Source organism: Sphingomonas zeicaulis, from assembly GCF_050433225.1.
GTDB classification, from domain to species: domain Bacteria; phylum Pseudomonadota; class Alphaproteobacteria; order Sphingomonadales; family Sphingomonadaceae; genus Sphingomonas_D; species Sphingomonas_D zeicaulis.
Genome location: NZ_JBNPXQ010000001.1, coordinates 1,379,262 through 1,393,194, shown reverse-complemented (window position 1 = coordinate 1,393,194; position 13,933 = coordinate 1,379,262). Strand labels below are relative to the sequence as shown.

15 protein-coding genes and 1 tRNA gene are annotated in these 13,933 nt (G+C 66.2%); 6 read left to right on the top strand and 10 right to left on the bottom strand.

All coding sequences use genetic code 11. The features are described from left to right. The first annotated feature begins 7 nt into the window (after positions 1-7). The 3 genes from FHS96_RS06550 to FHS96_RS06540 all read left to right on the top strand — a co-directional run bounded on the left by FHS96_RS06550 (position 8) and on the right by FHS96_RS06540 (position 4,167). A complete protein-coding gene (locus FHS96_RS06550) occupies positions 8-1,660 on the top strand; it encodes an electron transfer flavoprotein-ubiquinone oxidoreductase (protein WP_429588670.1) in 1,653 nt (550 codons plus the stop codon). 67 nt (positions 1,661-1,727) lie between these two features. After that, on the top strand, positions 1,728-3,314 hold the full coding sequence (locus FHS96_RS06545; RefSeq protein ID WP_429588669.1) for a tetratricopeptide repeat protein: 1,587 nt from the start codon (positions 1,728-1,730) through the stop codon (positions 3,312-3,314). 4 nt (positions 3,315-3,318) lie between these two features. After that, on the top strand, positions 3,319-4,167 hold the full coding sequence (locus FHS96_RS06540; RefSeq protein ID WP_429588668.1) for a 4-(cytidine 5'-diphospho)-2-C-methyl-D-erythritol kinase: 849 nt from the start codon (positions 3,319-3,321) through the stop codon (positions 4,165-4,167). Between the two features lie 18 nt (positions 4,168-4,185). Here the strand turns inward: FHS96_RS06540 and FHS96_RS06535 are convergent, their stop codons facing one another. From FHS96_RS06535 to FHS96_RS06515, 5 genes are all read right to left on the bottom strand, one after another. Continuing rightward, positions 4,186-4,611 carry a DUF4112 domain-containing protein gene (locus FHS96_RS06535; RefSeq protein WP_429588667.1) on the bottom strand — a complete coding sequence of 142 codons (426 nt, stop codon included), beginning with the start codon at positions 4,609-4,611 and terminating at the stop codon, positions 4,186-4,188. A 105-nt stretch (positions 4,612-4,716) separates the two neighbouring features. Then, positions 4,717-6,195 (bottom strand): ABC transporter substrate-binding protein, encoded by a 1,479-nt coding sequence (locus FHS96_RS06530; RefSeq protein WP_429588666.1) that lies wholly within the window; start codon positions 6,193-6,195, stop codon positions 4,717-4,719. Further along, positions 6,196-7,641 (bottom strand): peptide ABC transporter substrate-binding protein, encoded by a 1,446-nt coding sequence (locus tag FHS96_RS06525; RefSeq protein ID WP_429588665.1) that lies wholly within the window; start codon positions 7,639-7,641, stop codon positions 6,196-6,198. 152 nt (positions 7,642-7,793) lie between these two features. Next, the gene (locus tag FHS96_RS06520) at positions 7,794-8,000 is read right to left on the bottom strand and encodes a hypothetical protein (protein ID WP_429588664.1); all 207 of its coding nucleotides are present in this window, start codon (positions 7,998-8,000) and stop codon (positions 7,794-7,796) included. Positions 8,001-8,062: 62 nt separating this feature from the next. Then, positions 8,063-9,304, bottom strand: coding sequence for an NAD(P)/FAD-dependent oxidoreductase (locus FHS96_RS06515; protein WP_429588663.1), 1,242 nt, complete (start codon positions 9,302-9,304; stop codon positions 8,063-8,065). Positions 9,305-9,443: 139 nt separating this feature from the next. On the opposite strand from FHS96_RS06515, the gene FHS96_RS06510 reads away from it, so the two are divergent. Next, a tRNA-Met gene (locus FHS96_RS06510) sits at positions 9,444-9,520 on the top strand. Positions 9,521-9,714: 194 nt separating this feature from the next. Here the strand turns inward: FHS96_RS06510 and FHS96_RS06505 are convergent. From FHS96_RS06505 to FHS96_RS06490, 4 genes are all read right to left on the bottom strand, one after another. Further along, on the bottom strand, positions 9,715-9,912 hold the full coding sequence (locus tag FHS96_RS06505; RefSeq protein ID WP_429588662.1) for a hypothetical protein: 198 nt from the start codon (positions 9,910-9,912) through the stop codon (positions 9,715-9,717). 650 nt (positions 9,913-10,562) lie between these two features. Continuing rightward, positions 10,563-10,889 carry a hypothetical protein gene (locus FHS96_RS06500; RefSeq protein ID WP_429588661.1) on the bottom strand — a complete coding sequence of 109 codons (327 nt, stop codon included), beginning with the start codon at positions 10,887-10,889 and terminating at the stop codon, positions 10,563-10,565. Between the two features lie 58 nt (positions 10,890-10,947). Beyond that, positions 10,948-11,337 (bottom strand): hypothetical protein, encoded by a 390-nt coding sequence (locus tag FHS96_RS06495; protein ID WP_429588660.1) that lies wholly within the window; start codon positions 11,335-11,337, stop codon positions 10,948-10,950. Positions 11,338-11,672: 335 nt separating this feature from the next. After that, entirely contained in the window at positions 11,673-11,852 is a 180-nt protein-coding gene (locus FHS96_RS06490) for a hypothetical protein (protein ID WP_429588659.1), read from the bottom strand. A gap of 145 nt (positions 11,853-11,997) precedes the next feature. Here FHS96_RS06490 and FHS96_RS06485 point away from each other — a divergent pair, with 145 nt between their 5' ends. Further along, the gene (locus FHS96_RS06485) at positions 11,998-12,537 is read left to right on the top strand and encodes a hypothetical protein (protein ID WP_429588658.1); all 540 of its coding nucleotides are present in this window, start codon (positions 11,998-12,000) and stop codon (positions 12,535-12,537) included. Further along, complete coding sequence (locus FHS96_RS06480) at positions 12,537-13,055, top strand: hypothetical protein (protein ID WP_429588657.1); 519 nt, start codon at positions 12,537-12,539, stop codon at positions 13,053-13,055. Before FHS96_RS06485 ends, FHS96_RS06480 begins: the two co-directional genes overlap by 1 nt. Here FHS96_RS06480 and FHS96_RS06475 read toward each other — a convergent pair. After that, a complete protein-coding gene (locus tag FHS96_RS06475; RefSeq protein WP_429589655.1) occupies positions 13,052-13,789 on the bottom strand; it encodes a Crp/Fnr family transcriptional regulator in 738 nt (245 codons plus the stop codon). The genes FHS96_RS06480 and FHS96_RS06475 overlap by 4 nt on opposite strands. Positions 13,790-13,933 lie beyond the last annotated feature (144 nt).

The following is a 13,933-nucleotide window of genomic DNA, read 5'->3' as shown; positions in this document are numbered from 1 at the left end:
GGAGAGTATGAGCGAACGCGAATCGATGCCTTATGACGTGGTGATCGTCGGCGGTGGCCCCGCCGGCCTCGCCGCTGCGATCCGCCTGAAGCAGCTTGCGGCCGACAGCTCGACCGAAATTTCGGTGTGCGTCCTGGAAAAGGGCTCCGAGATCGGTGCCCACATCCTCTCGGGTGCGGTGATCGATCCGCGCGCGCTGGACGAACTGCTGCCCGAATGGCGCACGATGGGCTGTCCGATGGCGGATGTGCCGGTGACCGAGAATCATCATTGGGTGCTCACCACCAGCGGCAAGCATGAAATGCCGCACGCGATGATGCCGCCCTTCATGAACAACAAGGGCACCTACACCGGATCGCTGGGCAATCTCTGCCGCTGGCTGGCGGAGCAGGCCGAGGGGCTCGGCGTCGAGATCTTCCCCGGCTTCGCCGCCGCCGAGGTGCTGTTCAACGAGGATGGCTCGGTAAAGGGCGTCGCCACCGGTGATATGGGCATCGCGCGCGACGGCACCCGCAAGCCCGACTATCAGCCCGGGCTCGAACTTCACGCCAAATACACCTTCTTCGCAGAAGGCGTGCGCGGCCACCTGACCAAGGAATTGAAGCGCCTCTTCGACCTCGAGGCGAATTGCCAGCCGCAAGTCTATGGCATCGGCCTGAAGGAATTGTGGGACATCGACCCGGCCAAGCATGTGCCGGGCCGCGTCATCCACACCCAGGGCTGGCCGCTGGACGATGCTTGGGGCGGCGGATTCCTCTACCATCAGGCCAATGGGCAGGTGGCGCTCGGCTTCGTCGTGGCGCTCAGCTACAAGAACCCGCATCTCTCGCCCTTCCACGAATTCCAACGCTGGAAGACGCATCCGGCGATCCGCGCAATCCTGGAGGGCGGCAAGCGCATCTCCTACGGCGCGCGGGCAATCAACGAGGGCGGCTGGCAGTCGGTGCCCAAGCTGGTCTTCCCCGGCGGCGCGCTGATCGGCTGCTCCGCCGGCTTCGTCAATGTGCCGCGCATCAAGGGCAGCCACACCGCGATGAAGTCCGGCATGCTCGCCGCCGAAGCCGCGTTCGAAGCGATCGCGGCGGAGCGCGCGGCGGATGAACTGACCGCTTATCCGGACACGCTCAATGCGAGCTGGATCGCGGCCGAGCTCAAGATGGTCCGCAATGTCGAGCCGTCGGTTTCGAAATTCGGCGGCACAGTCGGCACCCTGGTCGCCGGCGCGGACATGTGGATGCGCTATCTGAAGATCGGGCTGCCCTTCACGTTCAAGCACAAGCCGGACCATGAGAAGCTCTGGCAGGCCAACCAGTGCCCGAAGATCGATTATCCCAAGCCGGACGGCGTTTTCAGCTTCGATCGCCTTTCCTCCGTGTTCCTATCGAACACCAATCATGAGGAGGATCAGCCGGTCCATCTGACGCTGAAGGACCCCGACGTGCCGATCCAGCACAATCTGCCGCTTTATGATGAGCCGGCACAGCGCTACTGTCCCGCCGGCGTCTATGAGGTGGTCGGTCTGGATGAAGGGAACCCGCGCTTCCAGATCAACGCGCAGAACTGCGTCCATTGCAAGACGTGCGACATCAAGGATCCGACCCAGAACATCAACTGGGTCGTGCCCGAGGGCGGCGGAGGACCGAACTATCCAAACATGTAAGCCTGGCTTCGCGACTGCGCTGGCGCTGCTTCTCACCCTGGGGAGCGCACCGGCGTTCGCCAGCCAGGTGAGCCTGTCGCCGCTCGGCAGCTATGTGCGCGCTCGAGCCGCTGACGTCGGCGGCAATGCGGCGGAAGCGGCATCGGGCTACGCCGCCGCGCTCGATGCGGCACCCGACGATGCGGTACTGGCGCTGCGCGCGCTGCGCCAGGCGATGGCCGCTGGAGACGAAGCGCTGGCGCTGCGCGCAGCCGGGGTGCTCGATCGGGCCGGCGTGCTGCCCAGCGACGCCCGGATGGTGCTGCTGACTCGCGCGGTACGCGCGAAAGACTGGGCGGATGCGAGCCGGCAGATCGATCGCATCGAGAAGGAAGGTGCGTTCGACTTCCTGGTGCCGGTGATCCGTGCCTGGATCGCCTTCGGCGCGGGTTCCGGCGACCCGATCGCGATCCTTGAAAAGGGCAAGGGCGGGGCACTTGCGGGCGCCTATGCCGCCGAGCACCGCGCGCTGCTTCTCGCGGCGCGCGGCGATGTCGATGACAGCGTCGCCGCGGTGCGTGCCACCGCGTTGCTCGGTGGCGGTGGCAACCGGAACATTTCGCTCCGCATCGCGGTCGCGGCGCGGCTGGTAGCGCTCGGCAAAGCGGACAAGGCGTTGTCGTTGCTCGACGGCGAAGACGCGATCTTCGTCGCGGCCCGGGCGCGGGTCGCCGCAGGCCGGTCGCTGGACGGCATGATCGACGATCCCGCTGAAGGGATCTCCGCGCTACTGACTAAGCTGTCGTCGGACATCTCGCGCGAACGCCTGCCGATGCTGGCGATCTCGCTCGCGCGCAACGCGCTCGCTCTCGCGCCCGACAGCAGCGCGGCCAAGCTTGCGATGAGCGATGCGCTCGCCAGCGGCGACCATGTCGATGAAGCGCTCGCCGTGCTCGACCGCGTGCCAGACGACGATATCCTTGCCTCGTTGGCTTTGAACCAGCGCGTAGCTTTGTTGCTGCGTAGTGGGGATCGCGCCGCCGCGTTGACGGCGGCAGAGGCTGCCGCGAAGGCGCCGGCCGCCACGGTCAACGACTGGAGCCGGCTGGGGGATGTTCGCGGGCAAGCCGGAGCGTTTGACGGTGCGGCAGAGGCCTATGCCCGCGCCATCGCCATGGTCGAGGCGGGTGGCGGCGCGGCACCGTGGACATTGCTGCTGCTGCGCGGATCGGCACTGGAACGGGCGGGGCGTTGGAACGAAGCCCGTCCCGAACTGGAGAAGGCCGCCGCGCTGGCGCCAGAAAATGCCATGGTTCTCAACCATCTCGGCTATGCCCAGCTCGAACGCGGCGAGAATGTCGACGCCGCGATGAAGCTCGTGGCGCGGGCGAGCGCGCTGCGCCCGGAGGACGCTGCGATCACCGATTCGCTCGGCTGGGCCTATTATCTGCGCGGCGACATGCCCCTCGCGATCGAGACGCTCGAACGTGCCGTAAAAGGCGAACCGTCCGAATCCGCCATCAACGAGCATCTCGGCGATGCCTATTGGGCAGTCGGCCGGCGCTATGAGGCGCGTTACGCATGGCGTTCGGCGCTGGTGTTCGCCGAGGGCGATGCGGTCGATCGGCTGCGTGGCAAGATTGACCGTGGCGTGCCGGCGAAGCGCGCGCGCTGATCCGATGACGACGCAAGTGCTGCACGAAGTCGCGCGTGCGAAGATCAATCTCGCGCTTCACGTGCGGGCGAGGATGCCCGACGGCTATCACGCGCTGGAAACGCTCTTCGCTTTTGCCCAGGATGGCGACAGGCTAACCTTGGACCCGCAAGCGCCGCTGTCATTGATGATCGGCGGACGCTTCGGCGCAGGGCTGTCGGGCGAAAACGACAATCTCATCATCCGCGCGGCGCGCGGTTTCCTAGCCAGTTTCGGTTTGGCTGAACGGGGCGCCTTCACCCTCGACAAACGATTGCCGATCGCGGCCGGGATCGGCGGTGGATCGGCGGATGCAGCGGCGGCGCTGCGGCTGATGGTGCGCGCGCACAATGTTGCACCCAACGATCCACGACTGATGATGCTCGCCGCCACATTGGGCGCGGACGTGCCGGCCTGCCTCGACGGCCGCATGACCCGCGGCGAGGGCAGGGGGGATGCGCTTGTGCCGGTGGCGCCCGGTGCGCTGCAGGCGATGCCCTTGCTGCTCGTCAATCCTGGCGTCCCGTGTCCTACCGGACCGGTATTCAAGGCGTGGGATGGTGTCGACCATGGCCCGTTGGGCGACGGCGATCCGCTCGCTGCGGCGGTGGCGGGGCGCAACGATCTCGAGCCCCCGGCGCGACGGCTCGTGCCGGCCGTCGCCAGCGCTATCGATGCGCTCGCGGCGCAGCCGGGGGTGCTGCTGGCGCGAATGTCCGGATCGGGCGCGACCGCCTTCGCGCTTTTTGACGGATTGGCGGCGCGCGATGCCGCAGCGGCGGCAATCGGCACTGCCCAGCCGGGCTGGTGGCAAATGGCCTCGCGAATCGCCTGATCCCCGAGGCCGATCGGCTCAACGCGGCATGTTGATCGTCGCGGTCGCCGGATGATGCTTGTCGAGATGCTTCCTGATGATGCGCAGGTTCTTGCTGTTCGATCGATAGACAAAGTCGAACAGGTCGCCCACCAGCGGCACCGCGCCGACAACGGCATCGATGCCGACATTGGCAGCCATGCGGGTCAACTGGAACTTGGACATGCCGAGGTTGCGCGCTTCCCAGACGATCCAGGCCCCCATCGCGGTGGTCAGGATATCGCCCAACACCGGGATGAGGCCGGCAATCGCATCCAGCCCGACCGGACGGTTGATGCCGGGGATTACCACAAGCCGTTCGAGCAACGCTTCCATCGCCTCGATCCGCCGGCGCACGGCGGCCGGATCGCGGCCAAGGGGCAGCGAGTCGGCGAAACGATCGAACTGACGCGGCGAAACTGCCATTCCATCCTCCTGGCGGCACACCCGGGTGTAACGAAGGAGCGGCGGCCTCGATCCTGATCTTGGATGCGGCAGGCGATTTTCAAGATCGCGTGGTCGCAAGCCGTATCAGCGGTGCGCCGGGCGCAAGGCCGTCAGGGGATGTGCGGCGCGTGCATTCTCGCGATATTCCGAGAGGCGCGGGCTGACCAGCGACCAGCGCAGCGGGCGCGCGAGGGGGATGAACCACGCGGCCTCGCTTGCCGCGACCTCCGCTTCCGCGAGCAGCCGTGCGCGATCGTCCAGCGAGTGTGCGCCGCGGCCGAGCAGCCGCTTGGCCTCCGCGTCGGGATCGCAGGCATAGCCGCGCGCGCAGGATATCCGGTCCAGATACCAGCTTACGCTGTCCATCGGCGCCACCGAATCGATCACCGCCAGGTCCGCCGCCTCGCCCTCGGCAACCGCGACGAGGTCAACGCCGACGCCATGCCAGGACGCGCGCAGCCAGGCGAACAGCAACCGCGCGCCGGGGCCGGCGGGAAGCGCAAGGCGAAGCTGGGGCCGCGGCTTGTCTGCACGCCATGCCGCGATGCGCGTCGCGGCGATGCGCCGGCGTTCGCCAAGGTCGAGCGCGCTCCAGGTCGGTTGCATCGGCGGCGTGGCGGAATCGAGTTGTTCGGGGGTGATGCTGAGCATGGGGCCCCAACCCCGAACGGCGTATCGCCCCAACAGGTCGCCGCGGTCGAGCGCCATCGTCAATCCCATGCGCGCATCATGCTCTCCGAGCAGCCCGTCCCGGTTGAGCGCGATGATCCCGAACAGGCCCGGCACCGGATCGACGCGAAGCTGGCGCGCGGGCACATCGGCAACCTGCGCGTACATCAGCGTCGCGAAGGTGCCGCCAAGCACGAGATCGGCATCGCCGCGTCGAAAGCGCGCGATGGCGCGCGCCGCCGGCTCACCGCGCAGCCGCACCTTTTCCCAGGCGGTCGGGGGCGGCGTATCGGGATCGGCATCGGCGATCGGTGCAAGCAGCAGGGTGCCGGCGGTGTCGCGTTCGATCCGCATCGGCCCGGTGCCGTCGCGCCCGGAAAGCAGAGCCATTTCCGGCTGGGCGAGCAACTGCAGCAGGTTCGGGCGTGGCGTCTTCAGCCGAATCTCTATGACACGGTCGGTCATAACCGCGATCTCGTCGACGACTTCGAACAGGCCGCGATCGGGATTGCTGCTGGTGTGTGCAATCGCCGTACGCAGCCGACGGGCAACGGCCTCGCTCGTTACCGCGGTGCCGTCAGTCCAATGCAGGTCCGCCAGCCGGAAGATATAGCTCGTGCCATCCTCGGACACGATCCAGCGCTCGGCGAGCGCGGGCTCGATCTGGCCATTGGCGTCGAAACGCACCAGCCCCTGCGCGATCGTGCCGAGCAACACCGCCGCCGGTGCCGACGGAGGCGTCCGCGCCGGATCCGCAAGCAGGGCGGCCGGGCCGATCACGCTGACATCAGCCGGGCCGCCGTCGTCACGATCGCATCCCCCGGCTGCGAGCATTGCCAGCAACGCCAGCGCAACACGCATCGCCGGGCGTGAACGGGGGCTGCGGGGGCTCATTCAGCGGCTCATGATCGTCAAGGTGCGGGACGGGTGTATGTTGGCGGGATTGTCGCGCCAACCCCCAACGCGCGGCGCGACCAGCGAGCGGCTGACATAGAAATAGATCGGCAGGATCGGCGCATCATCAGCGAGCAGCACCTCGGCACGGCGCATCGCCTTAGCCCGGGCGCGGGGTTCGGCGATGCCCCTCGCGGCATCGAGCGCGGCGTCGAAAGCCGGATTTGCATAGCCCGAATAGTTGATCGGGCCGGCATCCGAGCGGTGGACGGCGAGAAAGTTCTCAGGTGCGGAGACGTCGCCGATCCAGCCCGAACGCGCGAGCGCGAAGTCGCCGCGTCTGAGGCTGGCGAAGTGCAGCGTTCCCTCGCTGTTGAACAGCCGTGCCTCGACGCCCAACGGTCGCCACATCGCGGCCAGCGCGATGGCGATGCGGCGATGATCGGCATCGGTGTTGAAGCGGATGTCGAACACCAGCCGATGGTCCGGCCCATAGCCCGCTGCGGACAGCAACGCTCGCGCTGCGGCCCGGCGACGGTCGAGCGGCCAGTCGGCCCAGCCCGGCCGCCAGCGCGACAGGCCGAGTCCGGGCGGGACCACCCCGAATGCGGGTTCGGTGCCGGACGCGAGCAGCGGGCCGGATATCCAGGCCCGATCGACAGTCATCGACAGTGCTCGGCGGACGCGAGCGTCGTCGAACGGCGGCCGGCGGGTGTTGAAGGCAAGGTAGTAGGTGCCGCGATAGGGGGCGACATGCACCGCATGCGGATCCCGCTCGCGCAGCCAGGCCAGGCGTGCGGTCGGGATCTCGCCCACCGTATCGGCGCCCCCCGTCTCGAACAGACGCAGGGACGCCAGGCGATCCTCAACGGGGCGCCACACGACGCGCGTCACCGGCGGCCGGCCACCATGCCACTTTGGGTTTGCCTCCAGCGTCAGTCGCTCGTTCAGCGTCCAGTTGCGCAAGCGGTAGGCGCCGGAAGCGACGAGCGGGCGCTCCGACGTCCAGCGTTCGCCGCTGGCTGCGATCCGGTGCAAGGGCAGGGCGGCCAGGGCGGGGTGCGCCAGCAGTTCGGGGAGCGCCGGCTGCGGGTGATAGAGGTGGATGATGATCGTGTCCCCCTGCACGTCGATCGACCGGATCGCGGCGAACAGCGAAGCGGTCGGTGCAGCAGTCGCAGCCTCGCGCAGGCGGGCCAGAATTGCGGGAAAAAGCGCCGGCGCGATGGGCGTGCCATCCGAGAAGGTCAGACCCGCGCGGAGGATGAAGCGCCAGTCGAGCCCGTCTGTCGATACCTGCCATGCGGAAGCGAGCCCCGGTTCGGCGGTTCCCGCCGCCGTCATCCGCGTCAGCCCCTCGAACTGGTCGGCGGCGACGCGCAATGAGGCGAGGTCGGAGACTTTCTGGGGATCGAGCCCCTTCACCTCATCCTCGGTTACACGCACCAGCGTGTCCCGCGGCAGCGCCTGCCGTTGCGGTGATCCGCAGCCCGCGAGGGCAGCGCAAAGTGCTACGAGGGGAAGAAGGCGCGTCACCTCATCTTGTTAGCGCCGGCAAAGCGCCTCATCCATCGTCCTGACCATGACGCCGCCACGCCTCAGGATTTGCGTCGCTCCGTGCGGGCCTGGTCATGCGCCTCCTTGCCGAGATCGTGCGGCCCGCCGAGCGGCATGCCTGACACCGGGCGGCCGACCGACGGGTCGGCGGTCTGCGCCGCAGCGCCGACCGCGTTGACCGCTTCGTCACCCTCGTCGCCCTCTTTATCCGCACCCGCGGCGTTATCCGGCTTTGTCTCGCCCATCATCCTAGCTCCTTGCTGTTTCCAGCCAAGCGCGCGGGGCAGGGCGGCAGTTCCCTCGACGTCAATCAGGCCGTAGGCACCAGCGACTTCAGCGGCACGGCCGTGTCCGCCAACGCAGCGCGATCGGGCTCATGGCCACCCAGCACCAGCGCGCGCCCCTGAACATAATCCTTGGTGGCATTGACGCAGTCGAGCGCGATGACCTTGCCGGCCTTCAGATAGACGACTGAGAAGGAGCGGGTGGCGGGATCTCCGCGTAGCACCGCGTCGTCATGCCCCACCGACAGCCCCACCGTCTGCAGGCGCAGATCATATTGGTTCGACCAGAACCAGGGCACGGCGTTGTAGGGCTGCGCTTCGCCCACAATGTCGCGCGCCGCGGTCGTCGCTTGGTCATTGGCGTTTTGCACCGATTCAACCCGCATCTGAGCTCCGCCGGCGAAGCCATTGAAATGGGCTGCACAATCGCCGATCGCATAGATGTCCGGCAGGCTCGTGCGGCAATATTCGTCGACGTCGACACCATTGCCGCCGGCCGCTCCGGCCTCCAGCAACGGGCTGACCGCGGGCACGATCCCGATACCGACGATCACGAGTTGCGCCGGCACCACGCTGCCATCGGCAAGCACCGCGCCCGAAACGCGTCCGTCACTGCAGGCGAGCGACTCCACGGTGACGCCGGTGCGCAGGTCAACGCCATGCGCCCGATGTTCTTCTTCATAGAAGCGCGAAAGCTGCTCGCCGGCGACGCGCGCCAGCACGCGATCGAGCGCCTCGAGCAACGTCACCTTCTTGCCGAACTTGCTCAGCACCGCGGCGGCTTCGAGCCCTATATAGCCGCCGCCGATGACCACGGCCTCGGTCACTGCCGGAAGCTCGTCCATGATCTTGTCGACATCTTCACGGTTGCGCACCGAATGGACACCGACGGCGTCGCCGCCTGAGCAGGTCAGCCGGCGTGGCGTGCCGCCTGTCGCCCAGACGAGCTTGCCATAGCCGATCACCGTCCCGTCGGTCAGCGTCACGCAGTGGGCCTTGGCATCGACCGCGGCGACGCGGCGCCCGAGCAACAGGTCAACGCCGCGCTCGCCCCAGAAGGCGGCGGGACGAATCAGGATGCGTTCGAACGTCTTTTCGCCGGAGAGATAATCCTTGGAGAGCGGCGGGCGCTCATAGGGAGGCTCGTTCTCGTCACCCAGCAGCGCGACCGTGCCTTCGAACTTGAGCTGGCGAAGCACAACGGCCGCCTGTGCGCCGCCATGCCCGGCGCCTACGATCAGCACGTCATATTTGTCTTGAACGCTCAAATCGCTCTCCCACCCTTCAGCCCCATGGCCTGTCCTCTGCGCGCATAATCGCACTTCGCGTGCAACGCCAGTTGACCGCCACATCGGCTGTGCCTATAGGCGCGCTTCTTCCGGCGCTGGCCGCCGGATGGCCTCATGGGGCGGAGTAGCTCAGCTGGTTAGAGCAGCGGAATCATAATCCGCGTGTCGGGGGTTCAAGTCCCTCCTCCGCTACCATCATTGCAGTCGCACCTAGTTTCTGAGGCAAGGCCTTGCCCGTTGCGATTGCGGTGGCAGTCGTAAGGTTTCCTAGGATCTCCACCCGGCGCTGTCAGGTCGGCGAGCATCGTCGTCGATCGCGACGACGTCGACCATGCCGCGAATCGTCGCCAGACACTCACGCGCCTGCTTCTTGCCGAGAAAAGGTGGCATCAGCGCGACATTGTTGCCGTTGATGTGCGTCGTCCAGCCGGAGGCACAGTATGCGCCGCCGCCCGCGCTGCATTGTCCAGCGCTTCATCGTCGGAGGCGGGATGCTTCACCAGCACATAGAGACCGCAGACATAGTCCTCGGCCAGCACCCGCACGTCGAGGCGGCGGCGGCGGCGGCGGTGGCGCGTTCCCTGCACAGCCTTGCCTGGGCCTCGGCTGACTTGGCGTTGGACTTCTCGTTGCTGTAGCGGGCGTAGATCACAGGCCGCGTCCGATCGGTCATGTTCTTGCCCCTTGGTCGAATGGAGACGCGCAGCTTCGTCTGTCAGCACGTCTTGCGCAATGGCGCGCCAATTCCGACAGATCGAGCACTAAGCTGCCTTCAGCGACCGAGCGGCGCGGGGGCCTTCGGCCGCGGCGCGATCCAGCAGGTGGGCGCGAACCGAGCGCCGGCGCGAGCGCGCAGCGGCTCATGCTGGCGATCCCAGGGACGGCGATCGGCGCCGGAGGGGCCGCGGGACAGTATGGCGGTCATGTCACGACGAGCGGGGCGACCGTGGCACGATGGGCATGTCCTTAGCGCAGGCGTAGGCAAGGGCCATTTCTGTGGCCAGGTTGCGGCGCTGAGCGCTGCTCGGCGCCGCAACGGTGACTGTCGCAGCCTTCATCGCGACCCCGTCGCTGCCGCGGAAGGCTACCTCATGCAGCGCGATGTGTGTGCCTGGCCGACCAGTGAGTAAGCGCAATTGAGATCTGCCATTACCAGAACCTCGCAGTGACCTGGATGGCCGTGCGCCCAGGCAGCGCCCCACCAGCTCTTCACACGTCCAATGCCGGTACGGCGAAATCATTGAGCCTCTCCCGGCCTCTTGCTGATCCCCTGCAGGTTGGTGATCAGGGTGCGGAGACCTTCGCGGGTGAGCGCGCAGAGGCCGCCATCCGGCTCGAAGCTGGGTTCGTCATCGAGGCCGGCGCGAAAATGGAAGACAGCGCCGCCAAGCTCCGGGGTCGACCAGCTTGCAAGGCGAAGGCCGGTGTAGAGGTACCAGTCCTCAACCTCCTTGCCGTTTGGCCCAACCAGCCAGCCGAATTTCTCCTGGTCTACGAGTAGCGCGGCCGCACCGGGGATGAAGGTGCGATAGCCGCTGAGATGCGGGGGCGGGACGCTAGCCATTAGCCGAGGCCCAGCGCGCTGCGGTAGGCGCCCAGCGCTTCGACGATCGGGTAGACGTTCATGGAAGCGGCGGCCGCCTCGAATACGATCGAGCAGGCGGCATTGCGCTGGGCGCCGTCGCCGAGGGCGAAGTCGGTGGTGACGTCGACCGAGCCGGATAGCCGCGCGCGCGGCCGTTGGTAATCGCCAGCGCGACGTTGTCGCCGGCGCCGACAGCCGGCGTATGGTTGAACAGGTGGATGCGGAACTGCGCGTTGAGGACGACGGCCGTCGAGTTCAGCAGCGCGACGCGGGCGATGCGGCCGCGGCCGTCCTGAACGCTGGCGGCGGCGATCGCGGCCGCGGCGACGCTGCCCGCGACGAAGTTGTTGGCAACCAGGTCACCGACGGCATAGGCGGTGGCGTTCGCCGGGCGCGTGAAGCTGCCAATCGCGAGCTTCAGTTTCATCGTCGCTCCTCGTCGTGAGCCCGCTGCGGGCATGGAAGCCGGCATCGTGGCGAGGACCGGCGCGGAAGGCGCGAGGGTGATGTTGTTTCGTGAGCCGACACAACAGCGAGCGCGCGCGTCGGAGCGTCAATGGCCGCCGTCGAATCACTCCATTTTGGTAGCTAAATGATTATTTGATGCCTTCCCAACCAGTTGACCGGCCTTGCATGCGCGCTATTCTACGGGAGTGGGGATGCAAGATGACTGTTTCTAAGTTGGGGGCCAGCAACTTGCTGGCGCGCGCTGCGGCTTGGGTTGAGAGCTGCGCAATTGATGCGCTAGACGCCGCAAGCTTTTCATTCCTGCGCGAGCACGCCGGCGGTGGAACGTGCTGGGTGTGCGATCAGCCGTGCGCGGCACATGCGGAAGCGCATGATCCTCCTTGCGCCGAACTCGAACGGCTGCAGCAGGAAGCCTGGTAATTCGTCCCCTCCGAAGCAGGGGCAGTCGAACGGTAACGGGTGCTTCGTCAACATCGGCCATGCCAAGGTTCGCAAGCACCACGGTCAGTGCATCAGCCCGCCGATATCGGGGTTGCTTTGTATCGATCGCATCAGCTTATATCGCGCGGATCGTATGACACGCACGACCACTGCTTCCGCTGGTTCGTAGGCGGCGACCATGTGCCGCTTCATTACCTTGATCGTTCCCAGTGCTGAAGCCGACGCAGTGCGTGGCATGATGGAGCAACACGGGCGCACGGCTGCCCCTCTCGACAACCCCTCTGTGCGGAGGGTGCTGCGGGAGGGCGAGCGCCAGTACCTTACCACGCGCCGCCATTGCGATTGCGGGACGGTCCTCGCGCAGCGCTATGATTCGGCACAAGCGGCCGAAGAGAAGATCGCTAGGGACATCCACCGATGGAAACGCAAAGGCTGGTCAGACGCGAAAATCGCGCGAGCAATTGAGGATCAGCGGCGGGCTGACGCTCGCCCCAGTGGCGGTGATGTCGATAGCATCGAGCTTTGGAACGCGATCCTGGCAGACCTCGGCAAGGCGCTTCATCTACCCTATGCTGGCTTGTTCCTCCGGTTCTACTCGAGCGCGATCAGCACAGAGGTCTTCGACGCTACTCGGCGTGAAATCCGCAAGGATATGTCCCGGCTGGAAGCGCTCGGCTCGATGCGGCACGACGAGGTGACAATCTTTCCGCTTGCTTGATGTCTCAGGCAGAAATCGAAACCGCCGGTTGGTGGAAGGCTTCGCGCCGTGTCAGGGGCATCAATCGAGTTCCTGCTCTGCTGCCATCTCGCAGTCGAAAAGCGGCACTCGCCGCAACGCAATCGGGACTTTGCGTCGACGATGATGTTGCGGCGCTGATCGGCGCCCGAAAACATCAACCAATGTTGATCCTGCCAAACTTGCTTCGTTTAGGAGGAACCAGCGCGAAGCCGATTCGTCGATGCCCCAACAAATCGGAGGCCCCGATGAACATTGACGATTCCGCGCTCGCGGCCAGTCCCGATCCTAACACGGTCGCGCATGACGCTGACGAGGTGCAATCCTATCGCCACTACGTCTGCCGCGCACAGGAGAGTATCGACGCGGCGAAGGCCGAAACCCTGCCGCACCGCATGCGCATCCATCTTGAAGCAGCGCGGCGATGGACCGCGCTGGCTGAAAAGGCCGCCTTTGTCGAACGCCGGCGATCGGCACGCGAGAAGGGCGATAGCCGCTAGGCCGCGGTCATGCGGCGGCTCGTACCGAATATGGCATAAATGTCGCGCAGCAGATCGTCCGGTAAGCTCAGATAAAGCGGGTCGAAACCTGCCAATGTCCGCAGGGCATGCCAGTCACCCACTTCGATGGTCCGTGAGGTCCAGGTCAGCATGCGCTGCTCGCGAAGCTGGGCGATCATTCGGTTGACGTGCACCGAGGTCATTCCCGTGGTTTCGCCCAATTGGCTCTGCGTCATCAGAAACGGAATGCGCCTGCCCTCGGCGAGACCGATCGCCGCATAGCGCACTGCCATCTCGCAGATCAGATGCGCGACGCGCGCTGAGGCAGGTCGGTGGCCGACATTGATCACCCAGGTCGCCACGATTGCGGCGTCCACGATGCAATCACGCCAGAACGCGCGGTGCAGCGAGGGAAATTCAGTCGCGGCGCGCGTCAGCGCCGCATGCGGCACACGGATGACAGTTGCCCGCCCGATCGCCTGCAATGCAGATGTCGCGGCAGGCGCAACAACCGAATGAAGATCGACCATATCGCCTGGGATATGAAGCGCAGTGATCTGGCGTGCGCCGTCTGCCGTCTGCGCGAAACGGCCGACAAGGCCATCGGCGACAAGGCAAGCGTGCGTGGTACGATCGCCGAGCCGAACGAAATCGCGGTTCGCGCTCACCTCGACCAAATCGCAAGGCAATGCCAGCACGGCATCTCGTTCTCGGCCATCGAGGTTGGATCGCATCGCAAGGCGATCCAACCAGCGCTGCAGAGCTTTTTGGGACTTCATTTCGAACGGCCTCTCCCGTCTGTGTCTCCTTCGAACACGACCCGTGCGGGCGCATGAGGCGCGGGGTCGGTCACGCTTGTGTAACGAAATCGTCCACCA